The sequence below is a fragment of the Baaleninema simplex PCC 7105 genome, from assembly GCF_000332355.1.
Lineage (GTDB): Bacteria > Cyanobacteriota > Cyanobacteriia > Cyanobacteriales > Geitlerinemataceae > Baaleninema > Baaleninema simplex.
In genome coordinates this window covers 19180-39665 of sequence record NZ_KB235956.1, presented here as the reverse complement: position 1 = coordinate 39665, position 20486 = coordinate 19180, and the positions used below count along the sequence as shown (strand labels likewise).

The following is a 20486-nucleotide window of genomic DNA, read 5'->3' as shown; positions in this document are numbered from 1 at the left end:
TGTAATTTGTTATGAATAATACGAAATCTAACCGGGGCGCATCCCCCCTTAGCCCCCCAACGCAGCGGGGGGTTGGGGGGATGGTTTTGACCGGGTATAAAATCCGCTTATCACCTCAAACTCCTAAGACCTCAATTAATTGAGATGCCCTTAGATTAAAATCAAACTAAGTCGATCGCCATCACTTCAGCGGAGTTCTTTCAAGCTATCCCCATGAACCCGATCGCACTTCCGACGGGTGCATCTCAAAAATGTAAATTCATCGAATTGGGCGCACTCAATTTCCAGATCCCCGGCATCTCCAAGATGCCGGGGATCTTATACCGGAAGTGCTAATCGGGAATTTTGCCACCCCAAACTGATGTTTTTGCAAAAGTGAGATGCACCCGTCCAACCTACTCCAGACTTATATTTTTACAAAAGTGAGATGCACCCCTTCCGACTACTCCTGAATTCCAACTCACGGGAATTTCCTGGGAAACTTATGAAGCCTTGTTGCGAGATATCGGACAACATCGCCGCTTTCGCTTGACGTATTATCGCGGAGCCCTGGATCTGATGGTTCCTTCTCCAGAACACGAACGATTTGACATCCTCACCGCCCTGGAAGGACGGTGATTCCCAAACCTCGCGATTTGGGTTCCTGCTTCCTTCTCTCTCGAGTTTTTCGCAGTTGCTCTCCGGATCGAGATCCTTCAAGTCTTACACTCGCTTCACAGGCTGTAACGGTGTGTCCCACCGCCAAAATTCCAATTCAATTGGAGTTTTAGGCAAACTTACTAACTTGGGTTTCGTTAGCCAGTTTAACCATTCACATCCATTGTACTGTAAAGCCGCCCTAGAAGGCTTGCCCTGCTCGCACTGCTTGCACTAAGCTTGTCGAAGTGAGCTTGTCGAAGTGAGCTAAGTCGAAGGGGCGGGGTTTCAAACCCAAAATTTTCGATAAAAAAGTAATCGGACGTTTTGTCGAAACTCTCGCGGAAGAATTGGAAATCGCCATCGAACCCTTGGTTTCGACAACCTTCAAGCCTGGATACGACACGGCGATCGCTAAATCTCAAACCCCGTCTCGAAATCCGTCACGTCGATCGCATCCACACTTTCCCCCAGCAACACCGCCACAACCTCGTCTCCCAACCGAATCTCCGTCGTCGTCTCCACCTGAAACACCCGCAACTGTGACAGCGTTAGCGAGTTTCCCAACACCAAGCGATCGACACCATCGGTGAAATCCACGATCGTTTCTTTCCCAAACCCGAGAATAAAGCGATCGCTTCCTCCCCCTCCGGTTAGAGTATCGTCTCCCCAATCTCCCGAGAGGAAATCGTCGCCTCCGTCACCAAACAATTCGTCGTTATCTTTCCCCCCAAACAGACTATCGTTGTTGTCGCCTCCCCAGAGGCGATCGCTTCCCGCATTTCCCAACAACACGTCGTTTCCCACCTCTCCCAATAAACAGTCGTCTCCCAACTCTCCGGCGATCGCATCGTCTCCATCCCCTCCCGCAACGCGATCGCCGTCTTTTCCCGCAAAAATGCGATCGCTTCCTCGGTTTCCTTCGAGATCGTCGTTTCCGCGATTTCCAAACAGCCAATCTTCACCGTCGCCACCGTCGAGATCGTCTCCCGTTTCCCATCCCACCAAAGTATCGTTACCGCTTCCCCCGAGGATTTCGTTGGCTTCCGCGTCGCCAAACATCAAATCGTTTCCAAAACTTCCCGTTTCTGAAGAAACTGCATTGATGTTGAATTTCACGCAGCCTTCGTAACTTTCTGTGTGGTTGGCTGGGGGATACAGCGGAGATGTCTCGGGAATTGCGATCGACGGCGTTTCAGACGGAGACGCTTCGGGAACGTCTTCAGAAGGCGAAGCGGTTTTGGATGACGACTTTTCCTCTTCTTCTGAATTGCCAGAATTGCCAGAATTTCCAGAACTTCCCGAATTTCCCGGTTTCGCCGTCGTCGTAAAATTCCAAGTCGTGGCGTCGTCGATTCCCGAAAATGGGTTTCCCGCCAAATCTTCAAACGCTGTATCGTCGATGCGAACCTCGTAACTCGTGGAGAAATCGAGAGAATTCGCCAAATCGACGGTTACGGTGTCGCCACTGACGACGACTTGCGAGGAAGAAACCGCGATCGCCTCCACCACCGCATCGTCACTACTGCGACGAACGGCGATCGAACCCTTTCCTTTCACCACCGCTTCGTCAAAGCGAATCGTTAAATCGAGATTTCTCCCAACATCCGAGGCGTTGTCGAGAGGTGTTGTCGCCGCGAGACTCGGTGGCGTAACGTCGAGGGGAAACGGCGAACCGTCAGTTTGGGTTCCCGGCGAAAACTTCGACGATCCGAGGGTTTCGTGTTTGACGAATCCTCCCGTAACGTCAGGCGATCGCGTGAGTGACTGGTTGTCGCCGCCTTCGCTTCCATATGTATATGTCGCGACATCCTGGCTTCCATCGTTGAGAGTGAGAGTGTCGCCGGAATTGTTTAATCCCAGTAAACCCGTACTCGCCGTTTGAACGATCGCATCTCCGAAACCCCCCGTCGGCGTTCCCCCTCCAAACACCACGATCGCCTCGCCGCCAGCGAGAATCGTTCCCGAGGGGAAGACGTGACGAACTCCCACACCGTCAGACAGTTCCCATCCTGAGAGATCGATCGCACTGCCAGTATTGTTTAAAAATTCAATAAACTCGTCTTCGGAACTATCCGTCACACCGTCACCGTTGGCGTCACCGTCGGGATCGGCGAGAACCTCGTTAAAGATAACGTCTCCCGACGTGGCGATCTCGAAACTGAAGCTGTAATCGGCGGCGGGGGAATCTGGCGTACTGTCGATGTCGGCGATGTTTGCGGCGAAGACTGTCACCGTCACCGCTTCTCTTGGGTGAAAGTCGTCGTCGGGATCGAGGCTGTATTGCGATCCGCTTCCGCTGACACTGGCGGTGTGGTTTCCGCTACTGTCGCCGACAATGCTAAACCAATTTCCCGAAACGGTGACGGCTTCGTCAAACTGAATCGTTAAATCCGAGGCGATCGCCACTCCCGTCTCGTTATTGAACGGTGTTGTTGCAAACACACTCGGCGGCGTGTCGGGAATGGTAGCGGCGTGAAATCCCAAACCGTCGGTGGTGTCTTCGTTAAATCCCACCCATTCCACCGCCGGATCGAAACTGTCGCTGGCGTCGCTGTCACCGTTGTAAATTCCAGTTTGGCGACGAAGGGTGCGATTTTGGCTGGCGGTGTCTCCGCTTCCCCAAGAATTACCTGGATCTTCTCCTATTTTACCAAAGCTATCGAGAATATTGCCATTTTTATTCAGAACAATTGTATCGTTTCCGTTGAAATTTATGACGAAATCATTGGTCAGATCGGCAACTGATAAAATTGCTGGATTTGCGCTTCCGTGGGCGAGGACAAATACATCGTCGGAGGCGATCGCTCCCGTTAAATTTAATGTTTGGGTCGGTGTTGTATCGCCGTTAAAATAAACGTCAAGGCTATAGTTGCCCGAAGCTAAATCGATTAGAACGCTTGTCGGATTGTAGAGTTCGAGGGCTTTATTGTAGCCACTTCCCTCGATATATTCCGAAATCAACAGATCTGACATTTTAGCAGACTCCCTGATGGCTCTGTATTTGACAAAGCTTATTTTATTTTGTACGTAATTCGTACAACAATCAAATTTTTTAAGGGCATCAAAATTTGGTTTAGAGTATCGTAATTTTACAGAATTTTAATCCGTAAAAATATTGAAATTTCGATAAAGTTTTTTAAATATTTTCTGAAAAAATACGAAAATGAAGGCTTAGAAGTAGATCGCCGGAAATGGAGACATTCAGGGGGTCTATCTCAATGGATGTACCCTACTCAGAGTTGAGATGCCCTCATTCTTTCGCTATAGCAGTTCCAAATGAGTCGTCAAAAATTAAAACACCAGAAAAAATCCGATTTCCTGTTTCCTGTTCCCGATTTTGTGACACAACTGATTTAGGGTTGCTATAAAATGACTCTAACCCCAGCGACAGGTGTGCTTAATGTCCAGCCGTCTTAGAAGGACGGGGTTTCAGACCCAAAATTTTCCATGAATTCGTTAATTCAACTGGATTTAGTCGATCTCGGGATTGCAGTGGGGATGGCCGCGATCGCCATTGGACTGTCGGTCTGGCAACAGTTAGGATTAGAGTGGAAGCTCGCTCTGGCCTCCGTTCGCACCATCGTTCAACTGCTGGTCGTCGGCTCGATTTTACAGGTGGTGTTTACCTGGCAGCATCCCCTCGCGTTGACAGGGTTGCTCCTGGTAATGTTGACGATCGCCGCCGTTGTCGCCCGAAATCGCATTCACGAAAACATTCCCGGCTTGCTCGCTTTGGTGTGGGGAGCGATCGGGATCGGAACGGCGATGACGCTGGTGTACGTTAATACGTTCGTGTTGCGTCAACCCGAAACTTGGTCGAACCCGCAATATCTCGTTCCGTTGGGGGGAATGATGATGGGGAACGCGATGAACGCGGCGGCGATCGCTGGGGAACGGTTCGTGAGTTCCGTGCGATCGAAACGCCTCGAAATCGAAACCCATTTGTGTTTGGGAGCCACTCCCAAACAGGCCATTTCTCACTATCGTAAAGATGCCGTTCGCGCCGGAACCATTAGCATCCTTAACTCGATGATGGTGGTGGGACTGGTAACGCTACCGGGGATTATTACCGGACAACTGCTAAGCGGGATCGCACCCCTCGAGGCGGCGGCGTATCAAATTCTCATCATGTTCGCGATCGCCATGACCGACTTCGTCGCTACGATCGTCTTAGTCGAGGGGTTGGGGCGACGCTTTTTCAACGCCTCCGCTCAGTTACAGTAACTGCAAACGGCGATCCTGTAGACTTCCTCGTGAGCGATCGCGTGCTGTCAACCTTGTTTTTTAAAGTTTTTAAAAGATAAAAGTCTGTTTTGTAAAGATTACTTAATTTTTAAAAGCAAGCCCGATCGGACACATCAAAAATCGATGTTATTATGGTAGAGTGATAGAAAAATGCGTTCTAAAAAGCTAAGAACGTACCATTCATTCAACCAAAACGGAATATCTAAAAAGAAATTTAAACAATCAAAAACATTCTTTTTTAGATTTTTATTCGAGTCTTTTGTCGAAAACTTTTGTTAATTCAAGTTTGAATAAAATCGACTTCAACCTTATTTAGGGCTTACTGAGTAAAGCCAGAAACTAGACTAGGAAAGGGTTTCCGCATTTTGGAAATTAAAAAAGTGCAACACTTTGGATATCGAGGTATCTCTAGACCTAGCCCGATCGTGTTCTCACCTCTGGAAATTAAGCGATCGCCAATTCTCCAAACTGTTCCCAGATCCGGGGTTTCCCGTTCCCAAACTCACCCCACCGTCTTTTTCAGTAAACCCTATTTAATTGGATATTTTATCGAGTGGCTGTCACCGAACCGAGCGACCGAGACTGGATAAAAACAGCAAAACAAGACGCTCTCCAACCCAGTTTCCAGGGCGATCGCGCGAAATCGACTTCCCACGATCGGGTTGTTTCTCGTGTACGATCGGCATTAAACGGAAAACGCAATTTGCCCCACCCTCGGCTGGATCGACCCTCTGTGTCAGCTATTGTCGAACGGGGAAAGCATCAGGATGGCGTTATGGAAGCGGAAGAACTCTTACGAAAATACACGACGGGGGTGCGACGGTTCATCGGCGTCAACCTCAGCGAAGCGAACCTCAGCCAAGCGAACATCCCGCGCGTGAACTTGCGAAATGCCTGTTTGAGCGTTGCCAACCTCAGCGGGGCGAACCTCGCGCGGGCGAACCTCAAAGGGGCGAAACTCAACGTCGCCAAACTCAGCAGCAGCAACCTACGGGGGGCGAACCTGCGAGACGCCGATCTCAACGTGGCCAACCTAATTCGCGCCGACTTGAGCGGAGCCGATCTCTGTCGCGCCTCCCTCATTCGCACTGAAATGCTGCGGGCGGATTTGAGCGACGCCGACTTGCGGGGTGCCAACCTCAGCGGGGCGATGCTCAAAGAAGCCAAACTCCCGCACGCCAACTTTCAAGGCGCCAACCTCAGCGAAGTCGATCTCAGCTACGCCCAGATGCGAGGCGCCAACCTCGAACAAGCAACCTTCCGCCGCACCAACCTACGCTGGGCCGATCTCAGCGGTGCCAGCTTGCGTAACGCCGAACTGCGACAAGTCAAACTCAGCGGAGCGAAACTGATCGAAGCGGACTTGCGGGGGGCAAACTTGCGCTGGGCGGACTTGAGCGGGGCGAACCTGTCGGGGGCGGATTTGAGCGGGGCGAAACTGAGCGGGGCGAACCTGTCGGGGGCGGATTTGAGCGGGGCGAACCTGCTCGATACGAGTTTGGTGTACGCCGACTTGACGCGAGCGAATCTGATGGGGGTCGATTGGATGGGGGCGGATTTGAGCGGTTCGACGCTGACGGGGGCAAAACTGCACGGCGTATCCCGTTTCGGACTCAAAAGCGAGGGAGCGGTCTGCGATTGGGTCGACTTGAGCGCGAACGGCGATGGAACGCACATTCAGCGCTTTTCTCCCGAAGAGGTCACGGAGTTTTTCAACGAATCGCTCCCGACCGTGCGAATTCTCGTCGATACCGTTCTCGATCCGGCCTCTCACGTGGCGCTGGCAGACATATACTATCGCATCGCTCGACACTATTCGACGTTGAAGCGATCGCCCAATATCGAGGTCAGCGATCGCCGTACCGTTATCACGTTTCGCCTCGACAACGACACGCAACTGTTTCCCATGGCCTACATGGTCGTATTACCCTTTCGAGACGCCAAGGTGACACAAGCCAATATCAAAAACTTGGTTCAACTGCTACAAACCAAAGAACGAGAAAGTTTAGATGCCGGACAGCTACGCTATATCGAACGCTTGCGAGGGGCGTTCAACCAAGCGATCGAACGCGCGAACGCTATTGGCAGCGCCGAAGCCCAGTGGTTCGATCGCGATATCGGACGAGATTTTTTCAACACGCCTACCCACATCATTTTGTCCAACTCCAAAAGTCAAACCTTAGAAGTTCAACACCATCCCAAATTTGGAAAACAACGGCTCCAAGCTGCCGAAAGCGACAACTCCATGGGTTCCAACCTGTCCGAAGCTTGTACCCATACGCTCCCACCTCCCTTTGTCATTTTTGACTTTGTTAAGATTTCTAGTCCGGCCCTCGATGCCGATCGTTTGTAGCCGCGCGACCTCAGACCTTACAATAGGCTTTGATAGCCGCGATCGCGCTCTGCGCGTCCGTTGTGCTTGTGGGGATCGCATCGACTTCGAGGGTTAAATTACGAACGTCGTGCCGTGTTGAGGTGAGCTGGTTATGACACTCAAAGAACTATTAGAACGATACGCTGCTGGAGAGCGAGACTTCGGGGCGATCGTGCTGAGTGAAGCCAACCTCAGCCGAATCGACTTGCGGGACGCCAATCTCAGCTATGCCATCTTAAGCATTGCCAACCTCAGCGGCTCGAATTTGAGCGGGGCGAACCTCAGCTACGCCAAAATGAACGTGACGCGGTTGAGCGGGGCGAACCTCGTCCGGGCGAACTTACACGGGACGATTCTCAACGTCGCCAACATGATTCGCGCCAACCTCAGCCAGGCCGATCTCGCCGAAGCCGCTCTGATTCGGGCTGAAATGATTCGCGCCAACCTCAGCGGAGCCGATCTCACCGGCGCGAACCTCAACGGGGCCGATTTGCGAGAGTCCACGATGCGCCAAACGGATTTGAGCGGAGCCAACCTCAACGAAGCGGACTTGCGGGGAAGTTCGTTAGTGGCGGCGATCCTTCTCAACGCCAACTTGATCGGCACCGACTTCAGTAAAGCAGATTTGAGCGGAGCGGATTTGAGCAATTGTGAGTTACGCCACGCCCGCCTCCACCGCGCCAACCTCAGCGGGGCGAGTTTGCGGGGGGCGAACTTGCGTTGGGCCGATCTCAGCGGGGCGAACTTGCGTTGGGCCGATCTCAGCGAGGCGAAATTGAGCGGGGCGAACCTCATCGGAGCCAACCTCAGTTGTGCCAACTTACTCAATACCAGTTTCGTTCACGCCGACCTCACTCAGTCGAACATGATGCGCGCTGATTGGGAAGGGGCAGACTTGAGCGGTGCGATTTTGACCGGGGTGAAGTTGTACGGGGTGGCGCGGTTTAACCTGACGACGGAAGGGATGAGTTGCGATTGGCTCGATGTCAGTCCCAACGGCGATCACAGTCAAATCGTTCGTTTCGATCGCGAGAATTTCGAGAGGTTTTTCAACCAAACGCCCCCCACGGTACAAATTGTCATCGATACTCCCATCGACAGCACGGCGATGCTGGCGTTAACGAAGTTGTACCACCAACTCGGGGAACAATATCCCGATATGGGACAGCCCCCGAGTATCGAAGTGGGATATCGACGCACGACGCTCACGTTCCGCGTCGAGAACGACGAACTGTTGTTTCCCACGGCGTTCGTGGCGGTTTTACCGTTTAAGGACGCCGACAACACACAAAAAACGATTTTGAATTTGGTGCGCTCGATCCAAACGAAGAGTCAAGACATTCTGGGGGTCAAGGCGGCCAATCAGGCGGCGAAGCTCAGCGTGTCGATCGTGCAGCGCCTTCGCAAAGTCAGCAATTTGCAATGTCCCGTGTTGTCGGACTCGGAGGCGGGAGAGTTGGAATTTTTTGAAGCTCCCACGCAAACGTCGATTTCTAATTCGAGCGATCGCACGTTGACGGTTTACAGCAATCCCACGTTCGGAAAGCGCTTTTTCAACGCGGCGGAACTGGGAATTCCCATGAGCGCACTTTCGTCTCAACGGGCCCAGGTGGTATTACCGTCGTTGCAAGATATCCTCAATTTCGTGCAAGGATTTTATTCGTTCGACGAAGTTCGCTAAGGTCGAGAGGGAGACGAAGGGGTTGAAGTTAACCCGTTGCTTGTCTCGACGCGAGCGAGGGTGAAGACGAGGTTCGAGTGGGGTCGTGCGACTCGATTCGAGGAACCCTGTCGTCACGAACGGCGAGCGAATATCTGTTATTTTGCAATGATTTTGCGATCGATGTTGTGATTGAAGCTGAAGTTCACACGGCGCTGAGGGCGTTTTTACGGGAATCGGGCGATCGCTGGCCGCATCATTTGACGATGGCGCGGTTGGTGGCGCGAGCGTTGCGATTGGGACGAGACGCCCTGATTCAGACGGGGGTGTTTCCCGCGTCGGAAGAACGCTATGCGCTGAGTTATTTGATGCCGGTATTATTGTGGCCCGGTGGTGCGATCGCCATCGCCTCGGAATCGGTTCGCAAGCGGTTGTTGTCGGTGGAAATCCCACAATTGCAACAGTGGTTGGGATCGCATAAAACCGTCGTCGAAGGCGATCGCTGGCCGGGCGAAGACTTTCACGGCTTGTTGCTGACCTCCCCCCAGGCTTGGTTGGATTCTAAAACGACGGAAAAGATGCGATTTCCGACGGGAATTCCAACTCTGATCGACGGCGCCGACGATTGGGAAGCGTGGACGCGCCAAGCGCTGACCGCCTGCATCGAACCGGGAGATTGGACGGCGTTGATGGAGGCTCGCCCCGATTTCGCCGACGAGGTTCGACAGGTTTGGATACAGTTAACTCGAGCGGTGTTCGATCGCCCCGCGAATCCCTATGGGGGCGTGCTGTTACATTCGGAAGAACGGGAACGGTTGAGACGGTCGATCGCCGCTATTCCCGAGGTTCCCCAATCCTGGCGTCAGTTCGGACGGCGGTTGCGATCGCGTCACAGTTTCGTCTGGGCGGCGATCGATCGCGAAGGCGGACGGTTTTCTCTGTATTGCAGTCCGGCGGAAGTGTCGAACGCCCTCCGTCCGCTGTGGAAACAACAACCGACGGTTGCGATCGGCGGTGCGTTGGGGGTCGATCGCGACGCGTTAATGTTTCGCCAGCGCCTGGGAATCGACGATCTCACCTGTGTTAAATTCGCGCCAGACCGACAACACTCTTTCGTTCACCTGTATGCTCCTGAAGGACTTCCCCTTCCCAACACGCCGCAATTTCGCGACGCGCTTCTTGAGGAGTTACATACCCTGGTTCGCATCAGCAGCAGTCACGCCAGTACGCGATCGAATTCTCATGAAGACGACCTTATCGCGATCGTCGTCGGCGACGTTCCCCTCAGAGCGATCGTCGCGGCGACGCTGGCTGCTGAATTCGGCTCCCGCGTCCGCGTCGATACAGTCGTTCGCGCCCCTCGCAGCATTCTCGTGACGGGATGGGAGTTTTGGCGAGAACATCAAAGCGAGTTTCCGCCGCCGAAACTGCTGGCGATCGCAACGCTTCCGTTTCCATCTCTCGAAGATCCGCTCGTGGCGGGTCGCGTCGCCTATTACAAGCAGCTACGCAAAGACTGGTTTCGATCGTACCTGCTTCCGACGGCGTTGAGCGAACTCCAACGGGCGATCGCCTCCGTTCGCAACGATCGCGGGGTCGTCGCGCTTCTCGACGTGCGGGCAATTTACCGCAGTTACGGCCAGCACGTCTTTTCTGCCTTAAGTCCTTACGCCCGGATCGGTTCCCCCGAGGCGGGGTTGTTCGAGCCGTAGTTTGGAAGGGGAGAGGGGGAGCAAGGGGGAGGGGGAGAAGCTGTCAACGTTCTTCACTTTTCCCTCTTCCCTCTTCCCTCTTCACTGTCAATCAACCGGCGGCTGCGGCTTGTTCTTCTGTGGAACCGCGCGTGCGACGGCGCGTCAAAGCGTTGAAGAGCATTTGACCGATGGCTTTAATCAAGCTGCCTTCGAGTTCTTCAAACATCGCCATATTCAGCTTGAAGGCATCGTTGGCTTCGTCCACGATGCGATCGGCTGTCGCTTCGTCGATCGGGAGATCGTTCATCGCCTGACGATACTCGTTTTTAAACGCCTTCTCGTCGGGGATATCTTGGAAGTCGTAAAATTCCGTTCCCTGACCGTCTTGCAATCCCATGGATTGTTGGGCGATTTTTTTGAGGATTTGACCGCCGGACAGGTCGCCTAAATAGCGGGTGTAGCAGTGGGCTAACAGCAGTTCGGGTTCTTCGTTCGACACCTGACGGATGCGATCGACATACGCCTGTCCTGCTTCCGAAGGTGCGACGGTTTCGCGCCAGTCCGAACCGAAATAGAAGCTTAAATCTTGCTCTAAGCTCGATTTTCGATTGAGTTGCGGGTAGTACACGTTCGACAAAATGGGATGGTTGCGATGGCGTTCCATCTCTTCTTCCATCGCCGAATAAACGAAGTAAAAGTTGGCTACGAGTTTGCGGTACGAGCTTTTTTCAACCGTCCCTTTCAAGAAACATTTGATAAAGCCAACGTTTTCGGCCATTGTGTGGGACTTCTTCGTCCCTTCTCGAAGTTTAGTCGCGAGGTTACTACTCATCACTAAAGAAAAGATTGCTATAATTTACAGTTCGATTGAAATTTGGCGTATCGAGCTTTACCAACCCATTGGGGACGAGCGCCTAATGTGTTACCTTAAACTGATTTGATGAGAATTGCTGTTAAGAATTTTTAACGCCTCGCAACAAAATTTACAAAAAAACGCGACAAACTGTATCGATATATAACAAATAATGAATTAAGCGAGCGAGGCTCTCGACTTCAGATCCGGCAATATTTTTCGACGGGAGTGGTGGGCGATCCGGCATCCGAATTTCAACGCTTCGACTCCGCTCAGCGGCTCGACTGAGCGCTCGCCGAACGCGACAAGCCCTTCTATCCCCCCAACCCCCCTTTGAAAGGGGGGCTAAGGTAAGATCAGCGCATCTTAACAAAGGTTGACAAGCCGCCTATATCATGAGTTGCTTGCCTAGAAAAGAATTGACCTATTTTTAGGCTCCCCTGAGAGCCTAAATTGTTAAGATTAGCAGCTCTTTGTCTTTACAAAAATTCATGTATTTTGGGCAAAAGTGAAGGCGGCGATCGCACTGGAAAGCAAGTTTTACGTCCGATCGGGAGTCAATACACATCTATGACTAAAAATCTGTAAATTTTAATACATATTTAGATGAGCTTACCCTGGGGGCTAAGGGGGGATGTGGTGAAGCCTTCTTGAAGCTCAGCTTATCGGAAAAGGATGGAGTATGAGAAAGGTCGCTCGTAACGATAAGGCTGCACTATCGAAACGATCGGCGATCGAAATCACACTAACTACCTACGTGGAATCACGTAACACTTGCGATCGGAACGCCCGAAAATCTGTCACAGGGTCACTGACTGCTCCCCCCGAAACGCGAGAGAGTAAGAGTGTCGAGTTCGGAACCGGGAGTCTGCATCATGTTCGATCGCACCTTCACTATCGCCCAAGCCCTCATCGCCGTCGTGTCTGGCGTGACCTTCACCACCGCCACGGGAGCCGAATCGGTTTCGGCCGCCGCCCAACTCGACAACGTCAGGCCAGTGCTGGCGGAGGGAACGCACGTCTACGGTTCCGTTTCGCAAGCCCAACAAATTGGCGAAACCTATATGGTGTTCGAGGTAACGGGCGATCGCGTTGTGGGAGGATTCTATCAGCCCCATTCTTCCTTCGACTGCTTCTACGGCGACCTCGATCGCGATCGCCTCGCCTTAAACATCATCGACAGCTATCGCAACGATACCTACACGTACGACATCGCCCTGACTTCAGAAGCCGTCGTCGCCAACGGCCGCTCTGGCTCGCCGATTCCGTCTCTTCAAGGATTCCACGAACTCGAGCGCCCCAGTGACACGAGCCAACAGGTTCTCGAAACCTGTCAAGCTGTGATTCGGTGATGATGGGAGGGGAAGAAGGGGAGAGGGGGAGCAGGGGAGCAGGAAGAAACTGTCAACTGTCTCCACTGTTCACTGCTCACTGTTCACTGTAAAAGGGGAGAGGGGGAGAACTCCCCAGTTATCAATTGTCAATTATCAATTGTCAATGATTTCCCTATCTCAGTCCGAAAAACTCTAGAATTCCCTGGTTGGTAACGAGTTCGATGAGGACGAGAGCCAAAAAGCCAATCATTGCCAGACGGCCGTTCCAAATTTCTGCCTTTTGAGTAAATCCAAACGTTCCGCCTTCAGAGGGGGAAGATGTTTGAGTCGTCGATTTTTTCGTAGCGTCGGTTTTTGCACCAAATCCTTTATCGGTGGCTGCGTTGGGTTTGGCCATGATGGGGAACCTCGAGCGAACGTTTTTAACTCACCTTAGCATTTCACGTCCCGTCGAGTTCTGCCATGCCGTGAGGCTGTCAAAGCTTGAGGAATTCGATTATCGTGAAAGCAGTTTGACGAGTTTCACTGCAATCCTATGACTTCCGAATCTCCCACCCCCGAAAACCAACCGATTCCTAAAGACTCCGCCATCGTCGAAGTGAGCGACGAAACCCGAGAAATGGTCGATCGCGATATGCCCGACGCCGACGAGGACGTCAAGCAGAAGGCGATGGAGTTGCTCGAAGCGATCCGCCGTAAAGCGCAAGCCGAAGTTCAAGCGGCCAACGATCGCACGCAAGAAACCTATCTCAAAGCCATCGACGACGCGAAAAAGACCATCGAACAAACAGAACAATTTGCCAAAGAACAGCAAGAATCTCTCGATAACGCCGTAAAAATGGCGCAAAACGAGGTTCAAACCCGTTGGGACGGTCTGACGAAAGAGATCGAAGAGTTCGGTAGCCGACTGCAAGAAGCGGCTGAAACGGCCTGGAAAATTATCACGCAACCGAAGGAGGCTTCGGAATCAGACGTTCCTTCAGCGACGGCTGAAGAGGCATCCGATAAGGAGTCTTAGGACTTCACCAACGACCGACCGGCTTTCGGCTTTGCGGTGGCAATTCTCCATCGCGACTCCCTAATTTTCGATCGCGATCGAAAATTAGGGAGTTAATTACTATATTTTATCTATCTTGTCAAGTCAAACCTTAAAATTGTAAATTTGATTAAACTTGAGGGGAGACGTATCCTCTCCAAAACCGACCCGAATCTCGACTGTCGGCGTTTCCCTACTCGTTCGAGTCAATCTCTTATGCTGAAACTTGCCCGAAATTCCCGTCAGGGGGAAATCCTCGAAGTCGTTCTCAGCAACGGCTGGGACTATATGCGGAGTCTTCTCAGTAGCGGACAGACTGGAGAGTCAGCCGGAGAGCCAGACATTCCGCCCCCCGAAGTCTTGCGAAACATCCTGACCGACTTGGGGCCGGTGTACGTCAAACTCGGTCAACTGATGAGTACGCGCCCGGACTTACTTCCGCCGGAGTATATCGAAGCGCTGAGTACCCTTCACGCTCAAGTTCCCCCAGTTCCCTGGGCGGATATCGAGCCGGTCGTCCGTCAGGGACTTCCCCGTCCCCTCGAAGAAGTGTTTTCCGACATCGATACTCAATCTCTGGCCGCCGGTTCGATGGCGCAAGTTCACCGCGTTCGCTTGCGGGACGGCCGCGAGATGGTCATGAAAGTCCAACGTCCGGGGATCGAAGCCCTCGTCGCGCAAGACGTGGACATGATTAAAAATATCGCCAAACTGATGGCGACCACGGAATTTGGGAAGAGTTACGACGTAGTCGGACTGGCCGACGAATTCGGAAAAGCCCTCTACGCCGAACTCGACTTTACAAAGGAAGCCAACTATACGGACAAACTGCGTCAAAATCTGTCCTCGAGTCCTTGGTTCGAGCCAGAGCGGTTGAAGGTTCCCGCGATCGAACGAAACCTCACGACGCGCAAACTCTTGATTATGGAGTGGCTCGACGGCGTTCCGCTGCTGAAAGCCCACTTACAGGGAAGTAAAAAAGACGGTAGCACCGACACCGAACGGGGCGAACTGACGACGTTAGTTTTTCGGGCGTTTTTCCAACAGTTTCTCAGCGACGGCTTTTTCCACGCCGACCCTCACCCTGGAAATTTGTTTTATTTAAAAGACGGTCGCCTGGGGATTCTCGATTGCGGGATGGTGGGATCTCTCGACCCGAGAACGCGATCGGCTCTGACGGAAATGCTGCTGGCGATCGTCAACGCCGACGCGTCCCGTTGCGCTCAGTTGAGTCTACAACTGGCCGAACCCACGCAACCGATCGATCTGGCGCGGTTGGAAGGGGACTACGTGCAGCTGTTGCGTCGTTACTACAATTTGAGTTTGTCGGAACTCAACACCAGCGAAGCGTTTTATGAGGTGTTGCAGGCCGCCCGACGCAATCACCTACGCTGGCCGGGAAATATCGGTTTGTTCGCGAAATCGTTGGGGAACCTCGAGGGGGTGGCGCGTCAGTTCAACCCCCAGGTGAACGTCCTCGAGGAAGTCAAGCCCCTCATGACGGATATTTTCCGAAAAGAACTCATCGGCGACGATCCGGTTCAGGCGCTGTTCAGGACGACGTTGGAGTTTAAAAATCTCTCCCTCGAATCGCCACGTCAGGTTAGTTTTTTGCTCAATCGTTTGAGTAACGAAACGTTACGGTTCAATTTACGAGTCGAGGGATTGGATTCGTTGCGTCGCAGTTTGGACGAGTCGGCAAACCGTCGTACCTTCGGAACGGTTTTGAGTGCGTTAATCTTGGGGGCGGCGATTCTCTCGACGGGGGCGCAAACGCCGCAACTGACGCTGTTAACGAATATCTTATTTGGCGCGGCTTGTTCGATCGGGTTGGTTTTGCTCTATAAGATCGTGCGATCGGGTCAATTGAAATAAAGGGTGCGATCGCTCTTTTGTTTGCGGTTAACATATTGTTTGCAAACTTCTCGATGTAAAGTCTGCAAAACTACTGATGTGTAACCAAGTAGAAATACGCAGAACACCCGAACAAATTGCGATCGCCTTGACACGAGGCGCTTGACACGAGGCGATCGTCGGATAATTTAGAAGTAAAGTCTTTTACAACCGAGCGTTGTAAAAGACTCATTTTGCCTGGCGATGTTTTCAAATGTAACCAACACTACCTTTTTGAAGGGGTTTTAAAATGTCAGCCCGTTCTCAAGAATCTTTGACCCGCGTTACGTTACGCAACATGGCAATTCGTATCGCTGGGGTCGTGGCACTTGTTTCGCTTTTAAGTTACGTTCAGCTAACTTCTCAACTGTCTCAAGATACGCGATCGCAACTTGCCAAGTACATCACAGAGCGAGCCAAGCGAGAAGAAACCATCTTTGTCTTAGCCCAAGACAATCACGAATTACTTCGCCAAGACATCCTCACTATTTTAGAAAACTCACCGCCCCAAGACTGGCAAGAAACCTTCGATCGCGACTTCTATCGATGGTCGGACGGAACCCTACGCAACGCTCCCGAAGACACGGACTTAGACCGCTTCGATGCCTCAGACGCCACCACAGTCTTTGTCAGTTCGGATGTCGTCTTAGACGACGAGCTTCGCCAACGGCTTGTCGTTTATACCGAAACGGTCAAAAAATACGGGCCGGGATGGCGAAATCGCTTCCCAAACACCTATATTAGCCTTCCCGAAGGCGGAATCGTTATTTTCTGGCCTGACGTTCCTTGGGCGCTCAAAGCCGATTCGACCTTCAATATTCCCGGTGAAGAATGGGCGTTTCTCGGCACCCCAGAATACAACCCGGAGCGTCAAACCCTTTGGACGCGAGTGTACGCTGACAATCCCGTCACGGGTCGCTGGATGGTTTCGGCAGAAACCCCCATCGATAACGCCGACGGACGACACATCGGCACCATCGGCCACGACGTTATTTTAACGGATTTACTCGATCGCACACTACACGATGCCTTAGAGGGAACATATAACATTCTGGTGCGGGCTGATGGAAATTTAATCGCCCATCCAGACTTCATGGAACAGATTCGAGCCAACGACGGTCGATTAACCGTTGAGGAACTCGGAAATCCACACCTCCAACGGATTTTCGATCTCGTCAATTCCGGCGATCCGAACGAAGTTGGGGTCTTCGCAAAACAAGGTGATAAGAAAAACTTATTAAGTAAAGCAAGACAGAAAGCGCATTCGCATATTTTCAAAATTTATAAAGCCATAAGCTTGACGCTTTATCAGTTTAAGACGATTATTAATACCCTCCATAACACCATTGGTTGTTCGGCTCAAGAAATAATTACATATTGTGTTAAGATGATTGCGAATTGTCTTGACAGCATCACCATAAATACTCTGTGCTTTACACAGCCATTCTTTAAATTTATTTTTTCCGCTCTCTGGGTCTTGAGTTGTTTCATAAATTTCTCTAAAATCCTCTTTAAGCTGATAAGCTTTTCGTAAACGTTTTGACTGTTTTAAAACGGCCTCTAATTTTTCCAATCCCTCTTCTTTTAAGTCTTTTTGGTTTTTCAGCAATAACCATTTTGCTCCTTTGATTTTGATTTTAAACTTCACCTGCTTTCGGATTTTATTTAGATTGTCATTCACCGCTTTCATAACGTGAAATCTATCGACGACAATTTGGGCATTGGGAAACACTTTTTCGATAAGCTTTGGAAATCCTCCCCACATATCTACACTGACTTCTTCGACTGCCTCTCTGACCTCTAACGGTTGCTGTAGAAGAACTTCAGCGATTTCTTCTTGTTGGTGAGAGTCGATGACTTCTATCAATTCTCCTTTCTCTAAATCGCTCACTACCGTCACAAATTTTTTGTGACCTTTATGTTTTGCTATCTCGTCCAAACCCAACCTTTTTACTTGTCCCCAATTTACTTTTTTTTGCGTTCGTATACCTGTTGATGAATTCCATTTACCTGATGCCAAGACAAGTCTTCTTCTCTTTTAACTTGCTCGACGCTACTAGCGATTACTCGCTCGTAAATATATTCTTCGTACCGCCTAGTAAACCTTCGACCAGTTTCAATAAAGTCTAGTTCTTCTGTAAAGTATTGTTGGCATTTTTTACAGTAAAACTGACGCCGTGGTATTTGCAAATATACGAGTTGACCCGAAATGGGCAAGTCTCGAACTCTAACGGTTCGTGTTTGGTTAAGTTCGCCCGTCTTTTTGCCACAATGAGGACAGGCAACTTCCTCTTCTCTAAAGCCTAGCTGCAAAAATATTGCTTCGCGTTCCCTGACCACGCTTCTCACTCTTACTTTGGGTAAGTTGATTAAGTCTTCTACAAAAAAGTTCATCTTTAGATCCGCCTGCATTTGTTTTCTATTATACTATTATCACCTCAAACTCCGAAGACCCCGAAGTTGTCTTTCATAACGCTCGCGATCGCGAATATCTCGCTGTCGCGCGAATTAACGGCTCGTCTTGGTATTTAATTTCAGTTTATCCCGAAACTTTACTCGAAAAACAAGCTTGGAAAACGACTCAGTTTGTCTTAATTGTAGGATTAGTTTCTTTATTTTTAGAAATCGTATTATTGTTCTTAGTTTTGCGCCAAAAAATCGCCCTACCGTTACAAAAGCTGATAGCAGCAACACAACAGATTACGAGCGGTCGTTTTGACGTGCAACTCGAGACCAAACGTAAAGACGAACTGGGGCAGTTAGCTCGTGCGTTTACCTACATGGCGCAAAAACTGCAAGAGTCGTTTGCCACCTTAGAACAACGTGTTGAAGAACGCACCGCCGAACTCGCGGTGGCCAAAGAAAAAGCCGATCGCGCTAACCAATCGAAAAGCGAATTTCTGGCCAATATGAGTCACGAACTGCGAACGCCCCTCAACGGCATTTTAGGATACGCCCAAATTCTCCAACGGAGCCAGGATCTCAACCAGCAGCAACAAGGACTCGATGTCATTCAACAGTGCGGCAACCATCTTTTAACGCTTATCAACGATATTCTCGACTTGTCCAAAATTGAAGCAAACAAGATGGAATTAATACCGAAAGAGTTTCATTTTTTGGCATTTTTAACGGGTGTAGCTGAAATTTTTCAACTTAAAGCCCAACAAAAAGGATTGGGATTTCAATATCAACTCAAAACGCAGCTACCCGAGGCAATTTACACCGACGAAAAACGACTGCGTCAAGTTTTAATTAATCTGTTGGGCAACGCGGTTAAATATACACAGCGGGGTCGTGTGACGTTTAACATCAGCGTTATCGCCCACCTTTCCCCCCAAGAGAACGGAATCCCCGCCGTGAAAGTGCGCTTCTCGGTCGAGGATACGGGAATCGGGATGACTCCCGAACAAATCGAACGAATTTTTCAGCCCTTCGAGCAAGTTGGAGATGCGCCCCGGATAGCAGAAGGCACGGGGTTGGGATTGTCGATCGCCCAAAATATCGTCACGTTGATGGGCAGTCAAATTCAGGTCGAAAGTACTCCCAACCAAGGCAGTCGTTTTTGGTTCGATGTGGAGTTACCTTTGGCTACCGATTGGGTTCGCTCGACGATCGCCCGCCACGATCGCGTGCGAGGCTACGAAGGAGCGACACGGAAAATTTTAGTCATCGATGACAAATGGGAAAACCGGGCAGTGTTGCTCAATATTTTAGAACCCCTCGGGTTCGAGATCCTCGAGGCGACCAACGGGGCAGAGGGTTTAGTCAAAACCGTTTCGGAAGCTCCCGATTTAATCGTTACCGATTTAGTAATGCCCGAACTCGACGGCTTCGAGATGATGCGACGGTTGCGTCAGATGCCTCAGTTTAAGACTTTGCCCATTATCGTCTCGTCAGCCAGCGTTTTCGAGTTAGACCAACATCGCAGTCTCGACATGGGCGGGAACGAATTTTTACCCAAACCCGTACAAGTCGAAGAACTCCTCGATAAACTTCAGTTATTGCTACAACTCGATTGGATTTATTCAGAAACGCCTCGAGAAGCAACCGCTCTCACGGTTGCTTCTGAGGAAGAAACCGATGAGATGGAATTAGTACCGCTGCCGTTATCCGAACTCGAGGTCTTTTTGGATTTAGCCAGACGAGGAAGTTTGCGAAAATTACAAAAGCAAGTTGCAGCGTTGGCCGAGCGAGATCCTCAGTACGCCCCGTTTGCTGGGCGGATCCGTCAGTTAGTCAAAGAATTTCAAGAACGAGAGGTCTTAACCCACATTCCGCACTTCAAATGTAGTGTATAAGTAGTATAAATTGAATCGGAAAAGAATTAGGTATTTCGACTCAGCCAACTGACCCCTTGACTTGAAAATAACATTCAAGAGCCAACTGACTTGACAAAAATAGTAGGATATGCAGAATGACTTCCGGCAAGCTTTTCTGTCATCATCAAAAAATGTAGCCATCAGAAAAAGGAAGAGACTATGTCGGTAGAGGTCAAAAATTTAGACCACTTGGGGTTAGTGGCGGGAATCATTGACGAAATCGGAATTGTCGAAATCGTCAACGACTTACTCGGAGAAAAAAAAGACGGAAAAAGTTAGCGCGGGTCTCGTCGTTAAAGCCATGATTTTAAATGGCATGGGATTAGTGTCATCCCCTNTTTATATTTTTAAGAATTTCTTTGAAAGTAAGGCGGTAGAAACCTACTGGGAGAAGGAATTAAAGCCGAGTATTTAAATGACGATCGACTGGGCAGGGTTC

At 50.7% G+C, this 20486-nt stretch carries 13 protein-coding genes and 1 pseudogene; 9 read left to right on the top strand and 5 right to left on the bottom strand.

Annotated features, from left to right (window positions below; translation table 11 throughout):
- Positions 1-1050: 1050 nt before the first annotated feature.
- Positions 1051-3612, bottom strand: coding sequence for a lamin tail domain-containing protein (locus tag GEI7105_RS32985; RefSeq protein ID WP_017658488.1), 2562 nt, complete (start codon positions 3610-3612; stop codon positions 1051-1053).
- Positions 3613-4086: 474 nt separating this feature from the next.
- Between GEI7105_RS32985 and GEI7105_RS0100305 the strand changes: the two genes are divergently transcribed.
- The 4 genes from GEI7105_RS0100305 (at position 4087) to GEI7105_RS0100285 (ending at position 10630) form a co-directional block, all read left to right on the top strand.
- Entirely contained in the window at positions 4087-4863 is a 777-nt protein-coding gene (locus GEI7105_RS0100305) for an ABC transporter permease (RefSeq protein WP_017658487.1), read from the top strand.
- Between the two features lie 796 nt (positions 4864-5659).
- Positions 5660-7237, top strand: a complete 1578-nt coding sequence (locus GEI7105_RS0100295) for a pentapeptide repeat-containing protein (RefSeq protein ID WP_017658485.1) — start codon at positions 5660-5662, stop codon at positions 7235-7237.
- Between the two features lie 133 nt (positions 7238-7370).
- Positions 7371-8939: a pentapeptide repeat-containing protein gene (locus tag GEI7105_RS0100290; protein WP_017658484.1), complete on the top strand. Its 1569-nt coding sequence runs from the start codon at positions 7371-7373 to the stop codon at positions 8937-8939.
- A 167-nt stretch (positions 8940-9106) separates the two neighbouring features.
- Complete coding sequence (locus GEI7105_RS0100285; protein ID WP_026097317.1) at positions 9107-10630, top strand: helicase C-terminal domain-containing protein; 1524 nt, start codon at positions 9107-9109, stop codon at positions 10628-10630.
- A gap of 91 nt (positions 10631-10721) precedes the next feature.
- Here GEI7105_RS0100285 and GEI7105_RS0100280 read toward each other — a convergent pair whose 3' ends face one another.
- Positions 10722-11444: a biliverdin-producing heme oxygenase gene (locus tag GEI7105_RS0100280; protein ID WP_017658482.1), complete on the bottom strand. Its 723-nt coding sequence runs from the start codon at positions 11442-11444 to the stop codon at positions 10722-10724.
- An 866-nt stretch (positions 11445-12310) separates the two neighbouring features.
- On the opposite strand from GEI7105_RS0100280, the gene GEI7105_RS28380 reads away from it, so the two are divergent.
- Positions 12311-12817: a hypothetical protein gene (locus GEI7105_RS28380; RefSeq protein ID WP_144053605.1), complete on the top strand. Its 507-nt coding sequence runs from the start codon at positions 12311-12313 to the stop codon at positions 12815-12817.
- A gap of 154 nt (positions 12818-12971) precedes the next feature.
- On the opposite strand, the gene GEI7105_RS40870 is transcribed toward GEI7105_RS28380, so the two are convergent.
- The gene (locus GEI7105_RS40870; protein WP_017658479.1) at positions 12972-13196 is read right to left on the bottom strand and encodes a CAB/ELIP/HLIP family chlorophyll-binding protein; all 225 of its coding nucleotides are present in this window, start codon (positions 13194-13196) and stop codon (positions 12972-12974) included.
- A 138-nt stretch (positions 13197-13334) separates the two neighbouring features.
- Between GEI7105_RS40870 and GEI7105_RS28370 the strand changes: the two genes are divergently transcribed.
- Both GEI7105_RS28370 and GEI7105_RS0100255 read left to right on the top strand, forming a co-directional pair.
- Positions 13335-13817 carry a hypothetical protein gene (locus GEI7105_RS28370; RefSeq protein ID WP_017658478.1) on the top strand — a complete coding sequence of 161 codons (483 nt, stop codon included), beginning with the start codon at positions 13335-13337 and terminating at the stop codon, positions 13815-13817.
- Positions 13818-14051: 234 nt separating this feature from the next.
- Complete coding sequence (locus GEI7105_RS0100255) at positions 14052-15710, top strand: ABC1 kinase family protein (protein WP_017658477.1); 1659 nt, start codon at positions 14052-14054, stop codon at positions 15708-15710.
- Positions 15711-16965: 1255 nt separating this feature from the next.
- On the opposite strand, the gene GEI7105_RS35740 is transcribed toward GEI7105_RS0100255, so the two are convergent.
- Positions 16966-17667 (bottom strand): ISL3 family transposase, encoded by a 702-nt coding sequence (locus GEI7105_RS35740; RefSeq protein ID WP_245555349.1) that lies wholly within the window; start codon positions 17665-17667, stop codon positions 16966-16968.
- A gap of 26 nt (positions 17668-17693) precedes the next feature.
- Positions 17694-18122 carry a transposase family protein gene (locus tag GEI7105_RS39190; RefSeq protein WP_245555347.1) on the bottom strand — a complete coding sequence of 143 codons (429 nt, stop codon included), beginning with the start codon at positions 18120-18122 and terminating at the stop codon, positions 17694-17696.
- Positions 18123-18361: 239 nt separating this feature from the next.
- Between GEI7105_RS39190 and GEI7105_RS28355 the strand changes: the two genes are divergently transcribed.
- On the top strand, positions 18362-20026 hold the full coding sequence (locus GEI7105_RS28355) for an ATP-binding protein (RefSeq protein ID WP_017658474.1): 1665 nt from the start codon (positions 18362-18364) through the stop codon (positions 20024-20026).
- A gap of 180 nt (positions 20027-20206) precedes the next feature.
- Positions 20207-20486, top strand: a pseudogene (locus tag GEI7105_RS39575) (DUF4277 domain-containing protein); the annotation flags it as partial.